General features: G+C 43.1%; 18 protein-coding genes and 1 pseudogene. 12 read left to right on the top strand and 7 right to left on the bottom strand.

Features of this window, described 5'->3' with window-relative positions; translation table 11 throughout:
- Window positions 1–13 precede the first annotated feature (13 nt).
- The 6 genes and pseudogenes from D1970_RS19790 to D1970_RS19765 all read left to right on the top strand — a co-directional run bounded on the left by D1970_RS19790 (window position 14) and on the right by D1970_RS19765 (window position 4262).
- Window positions 14–232, top strand: a complete 219-nt coding sequence (locus tag D1970_RS19790) for a hypothetical protein (RefSeq protein ID WP_119114580.1) — start codon at window positions 14–16, stop codon at window positions 230–232.
- Between the two features lie 303 nt (window positions 233–535).
- Window positions 536–1309 (top strand): hypothetical protein, encoded by a 774-nt coding sequence (locus D1970_RS19785; protein WP_119114579.1) that lies wholly within the window; start codon window positions 536–538, stop codon window positions 1307–1309.
- A 3-nt stretch (window positions 1310–1312) separates the two neighbouring features.
- Window positions 1313–1681: a GntR family transcriptional regulator gene (locus D1970_RS19780; protein ID WP_119114578.1), complete on the top strand. Its 369-nt coding sequence runs from the start codon at window positions 1313–1315 to the stop codon at window positions 1679–1681.
- Window position 1682: 1 nt separating this feature from the next.
- Window positions 1683–2390, top strand: a complete 708-nt coding sequence (locus tag D1970_RS19775; protein ID WP_119114577.1) for an ABC transporter ATP-binding protein — start codon at window positions 1683–1685, stop codon at window positions 2388–2390.
- Between the two features lie 3 nt (window positions 2391–2393).
- Window positions 2394–3050, top strand: a pseudogene (locus D1970_RS19770) (ABC transporter ATP-binding protein); the annotation flags it as partial.
- 255 nt (window positions 3051–3305) lie between these two features.
- Entirely contained in the window at window positions 3306–4262 is a 957-nt protein-coding gene (locus tag D1970_RS19765) for an ABC transporter permease (RefSeq protein WP_119114575.1), read from the top strand.
- Between the two features lie 179 nt (window positions 4263–4441).
- Here D1970_RS19765 and D1970_RS19760 read toward each other — a convergent pair whose 3' ends face one another.
- Window positions 4442–5659, bottom strand: coding sequence for an MFS transporter (locus D1970_RS19760; RefSeq protein WP_119114574.1), 1218 nt, complete (start codon window positions 5657–5659; stop codon window positions 4442–4444).
- A gap of 354 nt (window positions 5660–6013) precedes the next feature.
- On the opposite strand from D1970_RS19760, the gene D1970_RS19755 reads away from it, so the two are divergent.
- Together D1970_RS19755 and D1970_RS19750 are read left to right on the top strand one after the other, a co-directional pair.
- Complete coding sequence (locus D1970_RS19755; protein ID WP_119114573.1) at window positions 6014–6490, top strand: hypothetical protein; 477 nt, start codon at window positions 6014–6016, stop codon at window positions 6488–6490.
- A gap of 149 nt (window positions 6491–6639) precedes the next feature.
- Window positions 6640–6840, top strand: coding sequence for a cold-shock protein (locus D1970_RS19750; protein WP_119114572.1), 201 nt, complete (start codon window positions 6640–6642; stop codon window positions 6838–6840).
- A gap of 58 nt (window positions 6841–6898) precedes the next feature.
- Here the strand turns inward: D1970_RS19750 and D1970_RS19745 are convergent, their stop codons facing one another.
- The 3 genes from D1970_RS19745 to D1970_RS19735 form a co-directional block, all read right to left on the bottom strand.
- A complete protein-coding gene (locus D1970_RS19745; protein ID WP_119114571.1) occupies window positions 6899–7096 on the bottom strand; it encodes a YwbE family protein in 198 nt (65 codons plus the stop codon).
- A gap of 249 nt (window positions 7097–7345) precedes the next feature.
- Complete coding sequence (locus tag D1970_RS19740) at window positions 7346–8473, bottom strand: metallophosphoesterase (RefSeq protein ID WP_119114591.1); 1128 nt, start codon at window positions 8471–8473, stop codon at window positions 7346–7348.
- Between the two features lie 180 nt (window positions 8474–8653).
- Window positions 8654–9871, bottom strand: a complete 1218-nt coding sequence (locus D1970_RS19735; protein WP_119114570.1) for an MFS transporter — start codon at window positions 9869–9871, stop codon at window positions 8654–8656.
- Window positions 9872–10089: 218 nt separating this feature from the next.
- Between D1970_RS19735 and ppc the strand changes: the two genes are divergently transcribed.
- From ppc to D1970_RS19720, 3 genes are all read left to right on the top strand, one after another.
- Window positions 10090–12840 (top strand): phosphoenolpyruvate carboxylase, encoded by a 2751-nt coding sequence (gene ppc, locus D1970_RS19730; protein WP_119114569.1) that lies wholly within the window; start codon window positions 10090–10092, stop codon window positions 12838–12840.
- Window positions 12841–13260: 420 nt separating this feature from the next.
- A complete protein-coding gene (locus D1970_RS19725; protein WP_181213466.1) occupies window positions 13261–13875 on the top strand; it encodes a spore germination protein in 615 nt (204 codons plus the stop codon).
- A 235-nt stretch (window positions 13876–14110) separates the two neighbouring features.
- Window positions 14111–14518 (top strand): response regulator transcription factor, encoded by a 408-nt coding sequence (locus tag D1970_RS19720; RefSeq protein ID WP_119114567.1) that lies wholly within the window; start codon window positions 14111–14113, stop codon window positions 14516–14518.
- Between the two features lie 115 nt (window positions 14519–14633).
- On the opposite strand, the gene D1970_RS19715 is transcribed toward D1970_RS19720, so the two are convergent.
- A complete protein-coding gene (locus tag D1970_RS19715; RefSeq protein WP_119114566.1) occupies window positions 14634–14843 on the bottom strand; it encodes a hypothetical protein in 210 nt (69 codons plus the stop codon).
- Between the two features lie 235 nt (window positions 14844–15078).
- On the opposite strand from D1970_RS19715, the gene D1970_RS19710 reads away from it, so the two are divergent.
- Window positions 15079–15810: a Cof-type HAD-IIB family hydrolase gene (locus tag D1970_RS19710; protein ID WP_374978570.1), complete on the top strand. Its 732-nt coding sequence runs from the start codon at window positions 15079–15081 to the stop codon at window positions 15808–15810.
- Between the two features lie 942 nt (window positions 15811–16752).
- Here the strand turns inward: D1970_RS19710 and D1970_RS19700 are convergent.
- Entirely contained in the window at window positions 16753–18699 is a 1947-nt protein-coding gene (locus tag D1970_RS19700; protein WP_119114563.1) for an FtsX-like permease family protein, read from the bottom strand.
- Window positions 18689–19450, bottom strand: coding sequence for an ABC transporter ATP-binding protein (locus tag D1970_RS19695; protein WP_119114562.1), 762 nt, complete (start codon window positions 19448–19450; stop codon window positions 18689–18691). The genes D1970_RS19700 and D1970_RS19695 overlap by 11 nt, the downstream gene beginning before the upstream one ends.
- Window positions 19451–19483: the final 33 nt, after the last annotated feature.

Genomic DNA, 19483 nt, shown 5'->3' with positions numbered 1-19483 from the left:
CAGGAGAATCAACATGCTGAACATCTTAAGAATTATTTCTGGTCTTGCCGCTTTTTTATTAATTGCTTACTATACCATCACACTGGATGACCGGTACATGATTTACATGCAGTCCTTTGCCACTATTATGTTTTCGATTCTCGCCATCGCCGAATTTAAGGAAAGTGATAAAAAAACAGCAGCTTTATACACCATCCTTGCTGCACTTTTTCTTTTTAAGGCAGTACACTAACGAGAGGTTCGTTAATTTATACCGATTGCAGGATTTAATATTGAAAATTAGATAGCGTTATTAAAGAAAGGTCGCCATTACATTGCTAATACTAGCTGGGTAAATGGCGGCCTTTTTGTGTTTGGGGCGAAGACTTCCAAATACCTGTATATTGTCTCTGGTATTTTTTCAAAACACACACGAAATTCCCATCCTGGGGCCCTCCAATAAAAGGGCTCTTTTTTTTAACCAATCTTATTGACTGCACTGTTGTATTAGTGTACTATTCGTATAGAACACTAATACAGTTAAGGGGAATGAAAAATGAATCCATACAAAGGACTTCTTTTTAAAGATTTGAAAATCTCAAGGAATATGTTTTTCATTTGGCTGGTCCCAGCGGTACTCGGGATGATTGGCGGAATGGCCATTTCCGCTTATACATCACAGCCGGTTGGGACGCTACCTGTATTATTTGTATTTGTCACAGTACAATTCATATTTGCACCGCTGATGATGATTTCTTTGCTGAACAAGGAAGGAAAGACGATGTTGTGGCTATATAGCACAAGATCGGGAATGGAACTATTGCTGTCAAAATTGGCTGTAATTGTTGTCTATCAAGGTATCACACAGCTAATTCTTATCGCTTATGCCGCGGTAAGCATCTATTGGTTTGGAAGGTTTGAAATCCAGTATCTAGGAATAGGTTCTTTTGTAAAAGCTATGCTGATCCTGAGTTTCATTCAAATTGTGATTGGCTTGTTTTTTGCTGCAGGGTGCACCTTCCTTTGGACGGTTTACCACTCATTTAGAAATTTAAAAAAGCCGGTGCGCTGGATCATCATTGTAGCTATTCCTGTTGCTTACAATCTTTTGGAAAGTCAGCTAATGAAAATAGAGGCGATTAAAAACCTGATGTATCACTATCAAATCAAAATGATTACCGATTTCTCGATGAAATACGAAAATGAAGTGTGGAGTGCCGCATTAAACAGTGCCAAGATGCCTGTCCTGCCCTTTGTTTATTTCGCTCTTCTCGCAACAGTTCTTATCTTCCTCGCAGCAAGACTTCTTGACAGGAAAGTAGAGGTGTAACCAATGGGCGAAGAATTTCAATCATCCAAGCCGATTTATATGCAGATTGTTGACAGAATCATCATCGACATTGTGCAGGGGAAGCAGCAACCCGGGGACAAACTCCCATCAGTAAGAGAGATGGCTGTACAGATGGGAGTCAACCCGAACACGATTCAAAGGACGTACACTGAGCTTGAGAGGATGAATGTTGTGGAGACGAGGAGAGGGCAAGGCACATTTGTATCGGAGAATGGTGAACTGATGGAGCAGATTGCACGAAGCATGCAAGACGAGCTTATCGGATCTTTTATTCAAAGAATGGAAGAAATCGGTGTAGGAAAAACCCAAGTTATCGCCTTGCTGCAAAGATATATGGGGGAGGAGGAGTAGGATGGCTATTCGAGTTGAGGGAGTCATCAAGAGATACGGAAATAAAAGGGCGCTGAACGGTGTAAGCCTCACCTTTGAAAAAGGAAAAATTTACGGGCTTTTAGGCCAAAATGGAAGCGGAAAGTCGACACTGCTAAAAATGATTGCAGGGCTTGTTTTTCCGGATGAAGGAACCGTTTCATTGAGCGGAAGCCAAGTCACAAGGAGAACATGCGGGAATGTTGCATACCTGACTGAGCTTGATATGTTTCATGATGCATTTACAGTCGGTGATACCATCTGGTACACAGCAAGCCAGTTTGCCGACTTTGATCAACGTAAAGCCCAAAATCTGCTGAAAGAATTCAGACTGGACCCTTCCAAAAAGGTCAAGTCGCTGTCCAAAGGTAACCGCGGCCGGCTGAAGCTTGTTGCGACATTGGCTCGGAATACTGAGGTCATTCTGCTGGATGAACCTTTTTCCGGATTGGATCCGATGGTCAGGGATTCGATTGTACAAAGCCTATTGAAATATATTGATTTTGAACAGCAGGTTCTGATCATCGCAACGCATGAAATCAATGAAATTGAACCATTGCTGGATGAGGCAATTGTAATCAGAGACGGATCGGTCATCGGGCAGGAGGAAGTTGAATCTCTGCGCGAAGAACAAGGCTTATCAGTTCTCAATTGGCTGAAGCAGCTGGAAGGAAATAAGGAGGAGGTCTAAAAAATGAAAACAGTATTGTCACTTAAAAATGTAAAAAAATCTATAAAAGGTAAACCTATCATTAAAGGCCTGAGCTTTGATGTCCACGAGGGAGAAGTTTTCGGGTTCCTTGGACCAAATGGTGCTGGAAAAACGACAACGATTCGAATGATTGTCGGCCTGATGAAAATCAGTGAAGGAGATATTGTCATTTGCGGAAAAAGCATTGCAAAAGATTTTGCCGGTGCAGTTGGGAAGATTGGGGCAATTGTTGAAAACCCGGAAATGTACAAATTTCTGACAGGTTATCAAAATCTGCTTCAGTATGCACGAATGCACAAAGGAATTCAAAAGGAGAAAATCATTGAAGTCGTGGAGCTTGTCGGCCTGTCAGATAAAATTCATGACAAGGTCCATACCTATTCGCTCGGGATGAGGCAGAGGCTTGGCCTTGCACAGTCCCTACTACATGACCCTAAGCTATTGATTCTTGATGAGCCGACAAATGGTCTTGATCCTGCCGGAATCAGGGAAATCAGGGGGCATTTGCGCAAGCTTGCCAGGGAGCAGGGCATGAGTGTCATTGTGTCAAGTCATCTCCTATCAGAAATGGAGCTGATGTGTGACCGTATCGCAATCATTCAAAACGGGGAACTGATTGATGTCCAAAACATCAATGATTTCGTCCACCAGGATAAGGTATCGTCTTACGTATTTGAAACCGGGAATCTTGGCGGGAAGGAACAATGGTTGCGTGACAAGTGGGATGCAAAAATACTTGATGATGGATTTAGTGTGGATATTGCGAGAGAGCAGGTTCCAGTTATTCTGCGCAGCTTGATAGAATACGATATTGAGATTTTCGGTATTGGGACGGCCAACAAGACGCTTGAAGAAAGATTCCTTGAAGTAACGGCAAATTAGGAGGTTACAAAAATGATGAATTTAATAATAAATGAGTGCGCAAAGCTTTTCAGGAGGCCAGGAACCATTGTGATGCTGGCAATCATTGCGGTGCTTGCCGCAGGGCTTGGAGGTTACTTCAAATACGATGAAGTCAAGCATCCGTCACAAGAAAATGTACATTGGAAAAAGGATTTGCAAACAGAATTAAAAGAAGATCGTGAAACAATGGCCAGTTTTGGAAAATCAAATCAGAACATGAAAAAATTTTACGAACGGCAGATTGCGATAAAGGAATATCGGATTTCAAATGATATGGCTCCGGAAGCAGAGCAGAATGTCTGGACTTTCGTAAGGGACACAAAAGGATTGATCAGCATTGTGGGAGTGTTTACGATCATTGTGGCAGCAGGAATGGTTTCATCAGAATTTTCATGGGGAACAATTAAGCTGCTTTTAATCAGGCCAACAAGCCGTGTGAAAATACTGCTGTCTAAATATCTGACTTTATTGTTGTTTAGCCTGATGCTCCTTTCCTTGTTGTTCACGGTTTCTGCGCTTGCAGGTTTGATATTTTTCGGACTTCCGGAAAGCAGCGTCCCGCATCTTGCGTTTACTAATGGAGAGGTGGTCGAGCGAAGCATCTTCCTTCAGCTGATTGGGGAATACTTGTTAAGCTCTATCGGTATGCTGATGCTGGCAACAATGGCGTTCATGATCTCAACAGTCTTCAGGAACAGCTCGCTTGCGGTCGGGATTTCCTTGTTTTTGCTCTTGATGGGGGATATGGTCACCAAAATCTTTGCAGGGAGCTTTACATGGGCGAAATATGTGTTGTTCGCCAATACCGACCTTTCAGTTTACTTTGATGGGGTTCCCTTGGTGGAAGGTATGACATTTAGCTTTTCCGTTATAATGCTCGTTGTGTACTTTCTGATTTTCCAGCTGCTTGCGTTCGGTGTTTTTTCAAAAAGGGATGTCGCAGCCTAACAGCAGACTATAAAAAAACTCCACCCGACTTTTTGGAAGGGGTGGAGTTTTTTATAGGTAGATTTACGGATCCGGCTGTGAAGGGCAGAAGTGCTCGTGCCCAACTGCGACAGGCTATGATGTCTTGAACGCCAAGAGACCCCCATAGATCGTTAGACGGGCTGCTGTGTTCTTCCTGCTTATAATGCGGATTGCTGCACAGCAGCTGATTTTTCCTCCCGAAGCGTACTGCTGAACCGGAACAGCAGTATACAAAGAGCGAAAGTGACAATGATAGGTGCCTGAACAGCAAGGCTGACCGTTTTTTCTCCGAATAAGCCCAAAAGCAAGGTTAGTCCGATTATCATAAAACTGATAATGACTGCGAAAAAATTCGAGAACCGGGCCATGATGGATGAAGGAATCGATTGCTGATAGAGTGTCACGAGTCCCGTATTTGCTATCGCCTGGGCGATTCCCAGTATGGTGAATGATATTAAAGCTGTAAGGAAACTGGAGCCATATGCATAACCTGCATATCCGAGCGTCGAGAATAACATGCCGACAGTCATTAAGTGCCGGGGGCCCGCCCATTTTGACAGATAAGAGGAGAGGAGAGAACCGGCTAAATAGCCGACTCCACAAATGCTTACCAGCATGCTGTATTGACTCTCCTTGAGGCCAAGCACTTCACTGGAATAAACCCATTCAAGCGAATCCATTGCCAACCCGATAATGAACATAAACTGAAATGTAAGGTATACTTTTACAAAAACATGTTCTTCCTTAATGACATGCAGTACAGCTTTCCGGTCAGAGTTCCATGTTTGCCAGAATGGATTTCGCTCCTTACTGCCGTTGGCTTCTTCTTTAAACGGAAGGAAGGCGAGCAGAATGGCGGAAATGAAAAAAGACAGACCATTAATGATAATGATACCTGTAGGAGAGAAGACAGGTAGGAGCAGGCCAGCAACAGCCGGACCAATTACTAAGCCGCCCGATTGTGCCGCCTGGTAAATGCCATTGAAGGGTCCTCTCTGCTCCTCAGGCAAAAATTTGGCAATATAAGCTTGTGAAGCAGGGACGAAGAAAGAGCTGGTTATATGGAAAAGAAATATAATAAAAAGGATCACTGGAACGTTTTGTTGAAAGGAAAGCAGAAGCATTAAGATTCCGCGGATAATATCCGTTATGATCATGATTTGCTTCTTTTGGAAGCGGTCGATGAAACCGCCGGTCCATGGCTTGATGACAATTCCCGCTAGAGGTCCAAGTATCCAAAGTGCGGCAACAGCTAGTGATGAGCCCGTTAATTTAAAAATGAGGATATTAATGGCGATAAGGTACATGAAATCCCCTGCAGAAGAGATGCCAACCCCAAGCAGCAATGGGATAAACCGTTTTTCTATTAATTTCAAGCGATGATTCCTCCCTAATCGTCAAATCCAAATAATTGCTTAGCTGGCCAAAAAGAGTCGCATGAAGGTTTACGAACCCGAACTTTAAGTCCATCCAATTTTTAGTATAATCTAAAAATTTGATTTTTCAATATTATATTTGAATAGAATTTGGAATTATTTGACCATTAATAGGGGAGAAAAGTTGCACGAATGAAGAGAAAGCCTCATAATAAAAAATGTTTGGCAGGAAAAGATACCTGTTTCATCCTATTCTTTTGAGTAATTTCGACATTTTTTTATTTCGACCCCCAAAAAACGACTACGGCTTTACGAATCTTATAGCGGTGGCAGTAACATTTACGGAGGCAACAAATGAGTTATGACCATGTAGAACAAAACAAGAAAATGTTTGTAAGAAGATTTTTCGGAGATTTACGAGAAAAAGGGATTAAACAATCTTTGAAATACACATTGGAGCAAAAAGTGGAAAACTTTAAAGTAACAAAGGCCGATTATAAAGAACTGCTAGCAAAGAAAATGTATACATACAAGACCATCGACGGCCTGTTTCTTTGGGAAGTGGATCGGAAACTTAACAGAATTGCCAGAAAAGGCTTCAAACAAAAGGATTTGGATAGCGGGGTTATCACAATTGTCCTGTCCAGGAAACAAACAAACGAGCTTGCTACAGAAGAAGAGAAAGCCCGCCTGGAAAGTACGATTGATGATTTAGATGGCTATGAGAATCTACGGCTTCGTCAGTTTTATCGCTACAAGACCGAGTACTGCGAAAAGAAGTTTTATGGCAAAGTGACAAGATGGGTAGAACTTAAAATCACGAATTTGTAATGGAAGAAAGGCCTGGATGCAGGTCTTTTTTCTTATTTTATTAAATTTTTATAAAAAAATGAGTATATGGGTATGAACGCTAGCGCATGCGGGTATAATACTTACGCAAGCACAATTGCAATTTTTATAAATGCTAGGAGGCAACAACATTGGAACGTGGTAAAGTAAAATGGTTTAACAGCGAAAAAGGATTTGGGTTCATTGAGCGTGAAGGCGGAGAGGATGTATTTGTACACTTTTCAGCTATTCAGTCAGAAGGGTACAAGTCATTGGATGAAGGCGAAGAAGTAACTTTTGAAGTCGAACAAGGCCAGCGCGGCCCTCAAGCTGTCAACGTCCAAAAAGCATAATGAAACAGCGACTAACAGACCCTGTTAAAAGGGTCTGTTTTTATTTTGGGCTGTTATTCTATTTTATTTTGATTTCCTGGACTCTTCCTACCTGGCCATCCGTTAGTCTCACTTTTATGCCGTGCGGATGTGTTGGGGAGTTCGTAAGGATATCTTTCACAATTCCAGTAGTGAGCTTGCCGGTCCTTTGATCGGCTTTGAGGACGATGTCGACTTCAAGGCCGGGCTTTATGTCTTTTCTATTCTTCCCATTCATGCTTTTCACTCGCTTTCTTTTTTATGCTCAGATTTTGGATTCTTTATGGATGCTTTCATGAATACATCCCTTGATAACAGCACTATTTGCTACTATATCACATCATTGAAATAACAGGAAAAGAATCAAATTATTTCTCGGGCAAGCGCAGGAAATGACAAAAACCAACGCTTTATCACATTACCGCGCCGGGGGTCAGGCACGCTTTGGGGAGGTGATGTGTTAGTGTGTTTCCATCCCGCACCTGGCTTATCGTTCAGGTGCGGTGAATACTACATCGATCCTGACGATTTCTGAACGGCTGCCTATCCGAATTGGCGGGCCCCAAAATCCAAATCCTGAAGAAACGATTGTGTGAAGTGAATTCTTCTGCAGGTAGCCCCAGTCATTCTCGAAAATTCTTTGGGTAATCAAGTGGTTGGGTGTCATTTGCCCGCGGTGGGTGTGCCCAGACATTAAGAGATCCACTCCGCTTTGCTCGGCTGCTTGGAGATCTGCCGGCTGATGGTCCATCATGATAATAGGGCAATTGTGGTCCAGATCGGTTACAAGCGTTTGAATAGGTTTACGGTTTCGGTCAGTCTTGTCTTTTCTCCCAACGAGATAAAAGCTATTCTCAACATGGATCCACTCATCCTGCAGGATGGTAATCCCGGCTCGCTCCATTTCTGCCACAAATTTTGGTATGGCACCTCCGTAGTATTCATGGTTCCCGAGAACACCATACACGCCTAATGGCGCGGACAATTCTTTCATCATATCGCCCATTCTTTTGCGGATGAAAACTTCCGGGTCATCGTCGACAATGTCCCCGGGAAGAAGAATTAAGTCTGGCTGTATATCCATAATACCTCTGACAAGCCTGCGAAGATGATTCAGCCCCGACAAGTGGCCAAAGTGCATATCCGAAGCCATCGCAATTCGAAGATTCTTTCTATTCCCAGCCTCTTTGGGTATTTCAATCCTGTAAGTCCGCACAACCGGGCTATATGCCTGAAAAGTCCCATAAAAAAGGATAATGACAAACATAGTCATAACCACTGTGCCTGTCCACATAACAGCCGAATCCCTGTTTACGCCACTCAATCTCAGTGCCCAAACGGTCAAATCTGCAACAGGAAAAAGAAGAAGCGCATATTGAAGGAAACCAAACCAGTAGGAACCCAGCAGCCTGAAAAAGGGCGTTCTTTTCACAAAAATACCAATGATATATGAATAAGCGGCAAGGCCCAGTATTATCGAGTATATATAGATTGTTTCAAACCCAAAGGCTGACTGCAGCCATGTCCATCCGTTCCAGCCAAGGTAAAAAACAAGGCCCGTATATAATAACAGGAACAGGATGGATGGAATTATTGCCCTCTTTTTCAAACTCATCATCCTTTCGTCATCCTGAGAAGTTCCTTCATTTTACACCCAAAAGAAGCAAAAAAGGAAACGGGAGGGCTTCCCGTTTCCTTTTATATTTTTAGAGGAGATAAAAATTCAAACCGTATCCCATAGTAGAGCGACCCCTGGTTTTCTAGATGTGTGAAACCTTACCGTAAAACGAAATAATCAGCTATCTGCAGTTGTCCTCTCTTGATTTTCGAGTGTAAGGTTGCCCTTATTGGCATATGCGATTCCAGCACTCACCAAAATAAGGGCGGAAGCAAATAAAAAAGCATTGCGAACTCCAAATGTTTCAGCGATCCACCCGATCAAGAGTACCGAAAAGCCAAACGTCAGGTTAATAACTACTGCCATGCTGCTGTATATTTTTGCAACTAAATCATCAGGAGAGCGAAATTGTATTATCGTATTATTGGCTACTTCCTTCAGTTGGTAGGGAATGCCGCATAGAGCTGATAAAACTAGTGCAGCCGTAGGCAATCGAGTTAGTCCGAAAGTAGCTGTCAGCACGGCAATGGCCAGGCTGGATAAAATCATAACAGCCGGAAGATGATTTTCAAGTATTTTTGACCAACGGTAAGCGAGATAGCCGCCAAAAATAGTGCCAATAAAATAACTCGAGTTGATATAGCCCCACCATTCTTCTCCTGCACCAAGTTCTTCTACATAAATATAAAGAACGGCCGCAACCCAGACTCCGCCTGCAATGAGTGTGAAAAACTCCATCAGGGCAATGCTCCTAATTGCCGGGAAAGCCCATAAAGCCTTCCATCCGGACAAAAAGGAACCCCGCGGCTTAAGGGGGGCCATGCTTTCGCTCCCATAAATCTGAATGAAAAAAATGCAAAACGATGAAATGACATAGAGCGCCAAAGTCAGCATCACTGCTTTATCCGCTCCAGCAAAAGATATAAGTATGGCTCCTGCAGGCCAGCCTGCTACTTGGACTGTTTGAGTGACAATGGCAAGAAAGCTGTTCGCCTTTATTAGTTCACTTTTCTCCACGATTTTTGGCGTAAGTGAAGATGTTATCGGTGCGGCGACACCATCCAGCAAGGAGATCAGCCCTGAAAGCACAAAGTAAATAACCATGCTTTTTGACTCCATTGCTATAAGGACAGCAGCCAGGACAAAGAGAACAGCTGTCTTCCAAAGTTGTGATTGAAAAAGGAGTTTTTTTAGTCCATAACGGTCAAACAAAACAGGTGCCAGCATCCCGCTGACAAATCTGGACATAACTGAAATAAATGGAACCATTGACATCGCCAGCGGGGAGCCAGAGATTTCGTGAATCACTGAAATCAAACCAACAATGTAAAAAATATCACCGCTGTTTGCCAGTGCCTGGCTAATCCACAATAACCGGAAGGACAAGGTTTTCATAGTATGCCTCCTTAGTATGAAGTTGTCCGGGGGTACTGCGGATCATCACATTGGATTCACTCCTTAATTTTTTACAATTATAACACTTTTCGAAAAATAAAGGGCTTTCAGGGAAAAAATAGGGGACAAGGCAAGGTTTTCCCTATGTATGCCGAAAAAGTTATGATATATTAATACTTAAATTTCTTGTGCCTCTATATAGTAAGGAAGGTGTAAACATGACAACAGATATGCAGGTCAACGACAGCCGTCTTCCATTGCGCCGTGATGTTAAGATGCTCGGGCAGATTCTTGGCGATATTCTCGTATACCACGGGGGAACAGAGCTACTGGAGAAAGTCGAGCAAATCAGGGCGATGTGCAAAACTCTGAGAAACGAATTTCACCGCGATACGTATGAGCAATTGAAACAGGAAATCTCTGGGCTGAGTTCTCCAATGAGAAAACAAGTGATTCGGGCTTTTTCCGTTTATTTCCACCTCATCAATGCAGCCGAACAAAATCATCGGATTAGGCGCAGGCGCGACTATCTCCTCGAATCCGAGGCGAACGCCCAGCCATATTCCATTGAGAGTGCCATCATTTCACTTAAGGAAAACGAAGTCAATCCGGATATCATCCGCAACGTCCTGAATACACTAAGCCTTGAGCTTGTCATTACCGCGCACCCAACGGAAGCAACGAAAAGATCCATTCTGGAAATCCAGAAAAGAATCTCCGATATTCTGAAAATGAAAGATAACCCGTTTCTTTCAAAAAAAGAGCGGGAAAAGCTGGATCAAAGCCTGTTTAACGAGGTGACGGTCCTCTGGCAGACAGATGAGCTCCGGCACCGCAAGCCAACCGTTATAGATGAAGTACGGAATGGCCTGTATTTTTTTGACCAGACGCTCTTTGATGTCCTTCCCGAAATCCACCAGGAAGTGGAAGATAACCTCCACGAGCATTTCCCGGACATGGAATGGATGGTTCCTGATTTCCTGCACTTCGGATCATGGATTGGAGGGGACCGTGACGGTAATCCGAACGTCACTCCAGAGATTACATGGGAAACGCTTGAAAAACAGCGCCATCTTGTCCTTAAAAAATATAAAGCAGCACTGATCGATTTAATGAAAAGATTCAGCCATTCGACTGCAAGGGTAAAAATGAGTCCCGAGTTGCTCGAAAACCTGGATAAAGAGGAAAAGACCTTTCTTCCTGCAGGAAAGACATGGCCGATCGAGGGAGAGGCCTACAGGCGCAAAATCGCGGTCATTCTTGAGCGTCTAAAGCAAATTGGCCAGTCTCCGGCAGGCTACCGGACTTCAGAAGAAATGCTTGAAGACCTTCTGGTTATCAAGAGAAGCACCAAATTGCACCATCCGGCTAACCATGAATTGAAGACACTTAAGAAGCTGATCCGGCAGGTAGGACTTTTCGGTTTTCACCTGGCGACGCTTGATATTCGTAATCACAGCGGCGAGCATGAAGCGGCCATTGCAGAAATCCTGAAAAAAGTTCAAATTGCCGAGGATTATGCCTTATTGTCTGAAGAAGCGAAGCAGGTGCTTCTCCAGAAAGTCCTGCAAGACCCAAGGCCGTTACTTCTTTTACATGAAGAGTACTCTGATGAAACAAAGCAAATGATTGATGTCTTTCAATTGATCAAAAATGCGCATGAAGAGTTTGGGAAACGCTCGATTGCGGTTTATCTTGTCAGCATGACACAATCTGTAAGCGACCTACTTGAAGTGCTTGTGCTGGCAAAAGAAGCAGGGATTTACCGACTTCATGCTGACGGATCAGTTGAATCCGATCTCAATGTCGCACCGCTTCTCGAAACGATTGACGATTTAACAGCGGGTCCTGCCATTATGGAGACATTATTTGAGATGCCGGTTTACCGGGAACACCTCAAAAAGCGAGGCCTTCAGCAGGAAATTATGCTAGGGTACTCGGACGGCAGCAAGGATGGCGGAACGATGACAGCCAACTGGAAGCTGTATAAGGCGCAGCTGGAGATCCACCAAATGGCGAAAAAGCATGATATCGGTTTGAAGTTCTTCCATGGCAGAGGCGGCTCGCTTGGAAGGGGAGGCGGCCCGCTGAATAGAAGTATACTTTCTCAGCCTGCGGAAACGCTTGGCGATGGGGTGAAAATCACCGAGCAGGGAGAAGTGCTGTCAGCGCGGTATTTGGTCGAGGAAATCGCCTATCGTAGCCTTGAACAAGCTACATCGACCTTGATTACTTCTACTGCAGGGGTAACACAAGGAAGGATTCGCAATGAACGATGGGTCAATGCCATTGAAGACATATCAGCCGTATCGTTAAAGAAATATCAATCCCTCGTTTTTGAGGATCCGGATTTCCTTACTTACTTCCATGAAGCAACCCCACTCCGTGAAGTGGCTGAACTGAAAATTGGTTCTAGGCCATCAAGCAGGAAAGATAGCCGGTCATTCGAAAACCTAAGGGCCATTCCGTGGGTGTTTGCCTGGACACAAAGCAGGCAGCTGCTTCCGGCCTGGTATGCTGCGGGAACTGGTCTACAGGCTTTTGCGGACAAAAGCGAAGAAAACATGGAGATCCTGAAGGAAATGTATGAGCACTGGACCTTCTTCCGATCAACGATTGACAATCTGCAGATGGCCCTGATGAAAGCAGATATAACGACGGCAAAAGAATATTCATCTCTTGTCGAAGACGCGGAAGTAGCTGAACGCATTTTTGAAAATATCCATGATGAATTTAAAAGAACGAAAAATATCCTGCTGAAAATCAGCGGGGATGAAGAACTTCTTGATCATTCGCCGAATATCCAGGATTCGGTCCACCTAAGGAACCCATACGTCGATCCATTGAACTTCATCCAAATCGAGCTGATCAGGGAACTGCGGAAGATGGACGATCCTGATGAAGAACTCTTCACCCAGGTTCTGTTGACCATCAGCGGTGTAGCAGCGGGCTTGAGAAATACAGGATGATCTTTTATGTATGAAAGTGCTCCAGCATCGGCTGGTGCGCTTTTCTTTAGTTACGAGCTAGTTGCTCTTAAGCTGGAATGAAAAAGAAGTGAGATCAGTCAAGACTCCAACGTGGACAATTGCAGTGAATGGAGCACTTTTCTCACAGGCAAGCTAAAAAAATAGCACATCGCTCGTGCTGCTTATAGAACTTAGAAGAGGAAGGAGGTTTTCAATGCCGGAAAAAGAAGCGGGGAAAACAAGCAAGTGGCTTGTTGAATAAATGGATGGTTCGTTTGACTTCATGGAAAAAACCTTGCAGGTTGAGACAAAAAGGCAAAATTGTACTATCTCAAAATAGTGGTGGACGAAAAGCAGCTTTAGTTAAATGTTATTAAGCCATTTTTCGAACTTGAGAGTCAGAATCATTTTGCAGCCTATTTGGATTTTGTTCCCTTTAGGCAGGAGATCAAGGCGAAAGAAGAGCTCCTTCATGAACTCACGAAGGGGAGCGTGGTTATTAGCAGCAAGTCCGGATTGCAGTTATTCTACATTAAGAAAGTCAACACAAACATAATGAACCAAACATCAGTTGAAACGACCATCCTCGGTCCCCAGCTGTCACTGTCGGAAGATATTCAAACGAATATTAACCTTGTCCAGCAGAGGTATCATCAGCCTTCACTCACCGCTGAAATGTTCGAGACGGGCGAGAAGTCGCACCAGTCAGTGGCTTTTTTGTATGACTCCGATACTGTCAGCAAGGATGTTCTCCAATCAATCAATCAATCAATCAAGGAAAAAATAATCGCAATTGACAAGACGATTGTTCAATCAGCCGCCGCGCTGCAAATGCTGCTGAATGGCAGGAAACGCTCGCTTCTGTCCACAATGATGGTGACTGAACGTACAGACCGGATTGTCTACAATCTTGCAGGAGGAAAAGTGGTCATCCTGATTGACGGCAACCCTTCCTCGGTCATAACACCAATTGTTTTTTTCGATTTTATGACTTCAATGGAGGACAATTACCGTTCCTATTTTAGGAATCGTTAATCTTGTTATTTTTAACAGAGTTTTTAAAGAAAAGCTAACACTCCAATTCCTCCATGTCTGTATAATGCCGTTAGACGGCTAATTAATACATTCCCGAAAAACAGCAAACTAATCGGAAAATAGCTTTTTGGCGGAGGTTGGACCGGAAAACACTGCGATGATAGTAGAAAAGTGTTGAGATTTCGTATTTTACTGTTTAATATATTATTTAATACATATTGTTGGATTTTGTAGAATGGGAGAGATTTTTATTTCAAAAAAAATCCTGGTAGCAGAAGATGAAGCGGTCATGAGGCGTTTGTTAAACATGTATTTGACGAGGGAGAGCTTTATCGTCGAGGAAGCGCCAAACGGAAGCATTGCCCTTGAGAAAGCCTTATCTGAAGACTTTGACATGATTCTGCTTGATATCTTAATGCCTGAGAAAAACGGACTTGATGTTCTTCAGGAGCTAAGGACCGTGAAAGACACCCCTGTCATCCTTCTTTCAGCGCTTGGCGGGGAAGAGGATCAGCAGGAAGGGATCAAACTGGGGGCGAATGGGTATGTCATCAAGCCCTTCAGTCCAGCCATCCTGATCATGCAAATCAAAGAATTTTTTGCAAAAGTTGAGGGATCTTCCTTGAAGACTGAGGAAGCCTGATTGCCTGGCGTAAAGGCAGAGGAGCCTATCCAAAGAAGGTACAGCGATAGAGCTGTGCCTTTTTTGTGTATTGAAAAAGCCGGCGGATTCTGCCGCCAGCCCCGATTACATTGTTTTATAGATTGATATTTCTTAAAGAAAAAGAGAACCATTGGAGCAAAGGGTGCCTGTTTTTATCGATGACTTTAAGGTCCTTCATCGAAAGTTTATCCTGATTTTCAGCGATCCACTTTTTCAGTTCCTCTTTATCTCTGCAATGGGTATGGTAGGTCTCACCGCGTTTGCCTAATGCGTTGATCAGGTACCTACAAGAAGAGTTCTTCATAATGCCCACCTTTTAATCATAGTCACTTGCATAAAAGTTATTATAACAAGCAAAAAAATAAAGTCCACCCCTTTTGGAAAAATATAATTCGACGAATTTCTCGGAAAAAGGAAGTTGTATGAAGTTCTCCCATTTTGCTGGATGGGGATGATTCGAAATCGAGGTTCCCCAAGTTTCAAAAAGCGAATCGAATGGTATGATATTTTCATAAAGAAAGAAGCAGGAGATGATGAAAATGAAAGATATTAAGCTGATTGCCCTGGATATGGATGGTACTTTGCTTGATGAGCACCATAAAGTGTCCCGTGAGAACGATCATGCAATTAAAGAAGCGGAGAAACAGGGAGTAACGGTGGTGCTAAGCACTGGGCGAAGCATCAGAAGAGTGAGAGATTATGTTGTTTCACTGCAGCTGTCTTCCTACCTTGTGACCATTAACGGAAGTGAAATATGGGGACCCTCAGGTGAGCTGGTTGAAAGAAATCCACTGATGACTCCCTATCTTCAATGGATGCTGGATCTTTCTAAGACGCATAAAGCAAAATACTGGGCTGTCAGCACAACAGACAACTGGTATAACGAAGTGCCAGAGGATGTGGCCGCTCACGAGTGGCTTAAGTTTGGCTTTGACATCAAGGATGATGCTGTTCGTGACACGATTCTTGGCGAGCTGAGGAAGAACAATAATTTGGAGATCAGTAATTCAAGTCTGACCAATATCGAAGTCAACGCGCTTGGAGTCAATAAGGCAAAAGGTTTGCGGAGGGTCTGCGAGCTTCTTGGGGTTTCTATGGAAAATGTCATGGCTGTAGGTGACAGCCTTAATGATATTTCCATGATTAAAGAATCAGGCCTGGGAGTCGCCATGGGCAATGCTCAGCCAGTTGTCAAAGAAGCAGCCGACTGGATTACAGGAAGCAACACAGGAAGCGGGGTGGCACAGGCTATTCGAAAATGGGTGCTGTAACTGATTTAGTATGAGGTTAATATTACCTAAAGGCTCTTCAAATTGAAGGGCCTCTTCGTCGTGTCCAGAGAGGGGGAATGGAGCTGCTTTTTGAGCAGAACTTCGCTTAAATACTGATTTTCGCTATAAAAGTGGACCTTCTAATTATCGGTTTCATAAATACCCAGACGCTTTCCTTAAACTACTGTAGTTTCGAAGGCTGAGAAAAATGGACTTTCAACAAAGATTTTATTCACTGTATCGTTATCGCTACGATGTTTAAACAGGAGATAAAGAACACCAACCATTTATCTGGCGTAAGAGTACGGTAGGGGGGTGTGGCGGTAATATCAGTGTTTTTGGCCATCTTTACAACGAAAACGTTGCTTCAACTATTAATTCTCTTAACGGTATACTAAACCCTGCAAACAGATATTCGTCAATACATTGTAGAACGCATATTTAGTTCAAATAACAACATAGGTTTTTGCATGGCTTTGAACAAAACCAGAGCCTCCCAGGTAAGAGGGGGTATTCTGCTAGAGTCACAAAGGTTATCGGTATTCGAAAGCGAGGGTATTAGTTACCAGAACAGGCGGTTTGGTCGATATATTGCCAAGGGTGATCGATATGAGGCCGATGATGGTAGATATCGGGCTGGAGTTGGTCGATATCTTGTCAGGTTTGGTCGATATCTCAAAAAAAACCCTATTCAAAAACGGAGGGCACACCTTCCTGAGCTAAAAATGACATTCCGATTAGCTGGTATTATTAAAAAACTCGCCGAATGATCCATCCGGGAGACAGTTTGCTCTATATCTGTTAAATAGATATCAGCCAATAAGATCAAAAGCAATCAGAGGAATAAGATAGAGCGCTAACACAATCCTATCTCAACAACAAACTCCGGCCAAGGAGCCGGAGTAGGAATCATAGTTTGATGAAGCTGGGTAGTCAGTGAAATTAGAGCGCTTCTTTGATTACCTTTTTATAATATAGCACAGACAGGATACCAAAAATGGAATAGAGGACGGTATACAGCACCATAACGATGATCATCGGTGTCCACAGCTCGGAGCCGAAGAAGAACCAGCCGGATTGGACCGCGAAATAGCCGTGCATAAGTCCGAGGATTAACGGAATGCCGAAGTTGAAGGCTTGTTTCGCCTGGATACCTTTCAATAAATCGCTTTGTGTGAAACCAAGTTTTCTTAAAATCGTATAGTTCGGCTTTTCGTCTTCGCCTTCGTCCATTTGTTTAAAGTACAGAATGCATCCCGAAGTGATCAGGAAGGTGAGTCCGAGAAACCCTACGATGAACATCATCAGCCCCATATTCTTTTTCTGGTGGCGTTCGATGTCCAATCTTGAGTTATTGGCGGAAAGTTCACCAAAATCCAGGTCATTGAAAACATGATTTGCACTTTCAAGCTTTGTTTCATCCTTGATAGTTAACCCAGTGAAAAGGGAAGATTCTAATTGAATGGATGGTTCTAAATCAGCTTTGAGCTGGTTGAAAACATGGTCATCGACAACAGCGACAGGGTTGCCGCCACCAGTAAAATAGTGTGCAACAACATAATCTTTTCTAAATTCAAGATAATTGAGCGGAACAGCCACTTTTTTGCCTTTTAGCTGAACCTTGCCAGAATCTTTCATGTTCAAGAATTTTCGGAAGGCATCATTATAGCCTGTAAAGATTGTTTCATTTTCCTTCACGTCAAACCCGTTCACAGACTTTTCGCTGACGACAGGAACAGGTGCGTTCTTCGGATCCATTTTCATTCCATTATTATTTTTGGTTATAATAGCAGACAAATCTGCGGTCGCCTGGATGACCGGAATCGTTTTTTCATTGTATAGAATTTTTTCTTTATCCAGTGCTTGCTTAAATTTCGCCGCATCTTCTTTAGCAGTAAAAGAAAAATCTGCGGTTACGATGTTTTTAGCTAGCTTTTCAGCAGAGTAATACGAAATATAGCTTAACGACAGTAAACCGATCGCTAGTGCTGAAACAGTCGTGATGATGGTTAAAAGCAGGGCATTCGATTTCATCCTGAACATGATGGATGTCAATGACAATACTTCTTTGATATTCAGGTAGCCTGCTTTCTTCTTGCGAATAAGATTGAAGATGACGCTGACTGCACATTTAAAAAACAGGTATGTGCCAATAATGACAGAAGCAAGGATGAAAATCATCGCCCCGAACAGTTCTTTTGCTGATGTGAAATCGCCGCTAAACAGTTTTGATGACACATAATAGCCAGTGATGACAAGGGCAATTCCTAGTATTCCGATGATGATCTCAAAGACTGAAAGCTTTTTCACTTTTGTTTCAGTAGAGGAACGGACATGGAACAGGGAGATAATGCTTTGCTTTTTGATAAAAAAGAAATTCACAAGTAAAATCAAAACGTAAATCGCAGAGAAGACCGCAATTGTCTGGATAAATGCTTGCGATGAAAATCTAAGTGTGGCAGCAGTCTCAACACCAGTTATTTTAAAAAGGACCATCATGACTAATTTTGAGACAGAAAAACCTAGGAATATCCCAATGATCAAAGAGCCGAAATACAGGTAGAAATTTTCCGCGGCCAAAATCCGGAAAATACGATTTTTTGTAAGGCCAATGAGCTGGAAAAGCCCGATTTCTTTGCTCCGCCGTTTGATAAAAATGTTGTTGGCGAACAACAGGAACACAGAAACGATTGCCACAAGCAAAATTGAGGCGGTCTTAATCGAAGCGGATCCCTTGATGCTTCCTTTTACGGAATCCATTGATGGATCATATTGCAGCGTGACAAACGCAAAGTATAGACCAACGCTGAAAACCAGCGCAAAAACGTATAAATAATAATTTTTCAGGTTCTTTTTCAGGTTTCGGAAGATGAGCTGATTAATGTTCATTCTGCACACCGCCCAGAACACCCTGTGTTTTCATGATATCTTTGAAAAAGGCCTGCCTGGAACCGCCGCCTTTGTTCAATTGGGTGTAGACTTGGCCATCCTTGATGAAAATGACTCTGCTGCAGTAGCTAGCGGCAACCGGGTCATGTGTCACCATGAGAATTGTTGCACTCCTCTTTTGATTGAGATCGCTCAGCTTGTTCAGGAGATCGGAGGCTGATTTTGAATCGAGAGCTCCTGTTGGCTCATCAGCAAAAATAATGCTAGGATCATGGATAAACGCCCGGGCTGCAGATGTACGCTGCTTTTGTCCCCCGGAAATTTCATTCGGATACTTGTCTTTGATATCATAGATGCCAAGCTCCTGTGCAACCTCTGCGAATTTATGTTCAGCCGCTTTTTTCGGCGTTCTGGTAATCGAGAGGGGGAGAAGGATATTTTCTTTTACTGTTAGTGTATCAAGCAGATTGTACTCCTGAAAAATAAAGCCTAAATGGTTTTTCCTGAATTCCGCCAGCTGCTTTTCCTTCAGGCTGGTCATTTCATTTCCCTCAATTTTAATGCTGCCGCTCGAGACTTTATCGATGGATGACAAAACATTCAACAGAGTCGTCTTACCTGAGCCTGAAGCTCCCATGATGCTGACAAATTCGCCCTCCGTTACAGAGACATCAATGCTCTTTAACACTTCCTGCCGATTTAATTTATTGCCGTACGTTTTGCACAACTTGCTTGCTTCAAGAATATTCATATTCATTCGCTCCTTTTGTTCTTTATGTCTCTA

The sequence above is a fragment of the Mesobacillus zeae genome (assembly GCF_003570705.1).
GTDB classification, from domain to species: Bacteria; Bacillota; Bacilli; order Bacillales; family Cytobacillaceae; genus Mesobacillus_C; species Mesobacillus_C zeae.
The sequence above is the reverse complement of the archived record's forward strand: the minus strand, read 5'-3'. Positions and strand labels throughout refer to the sequence as shown.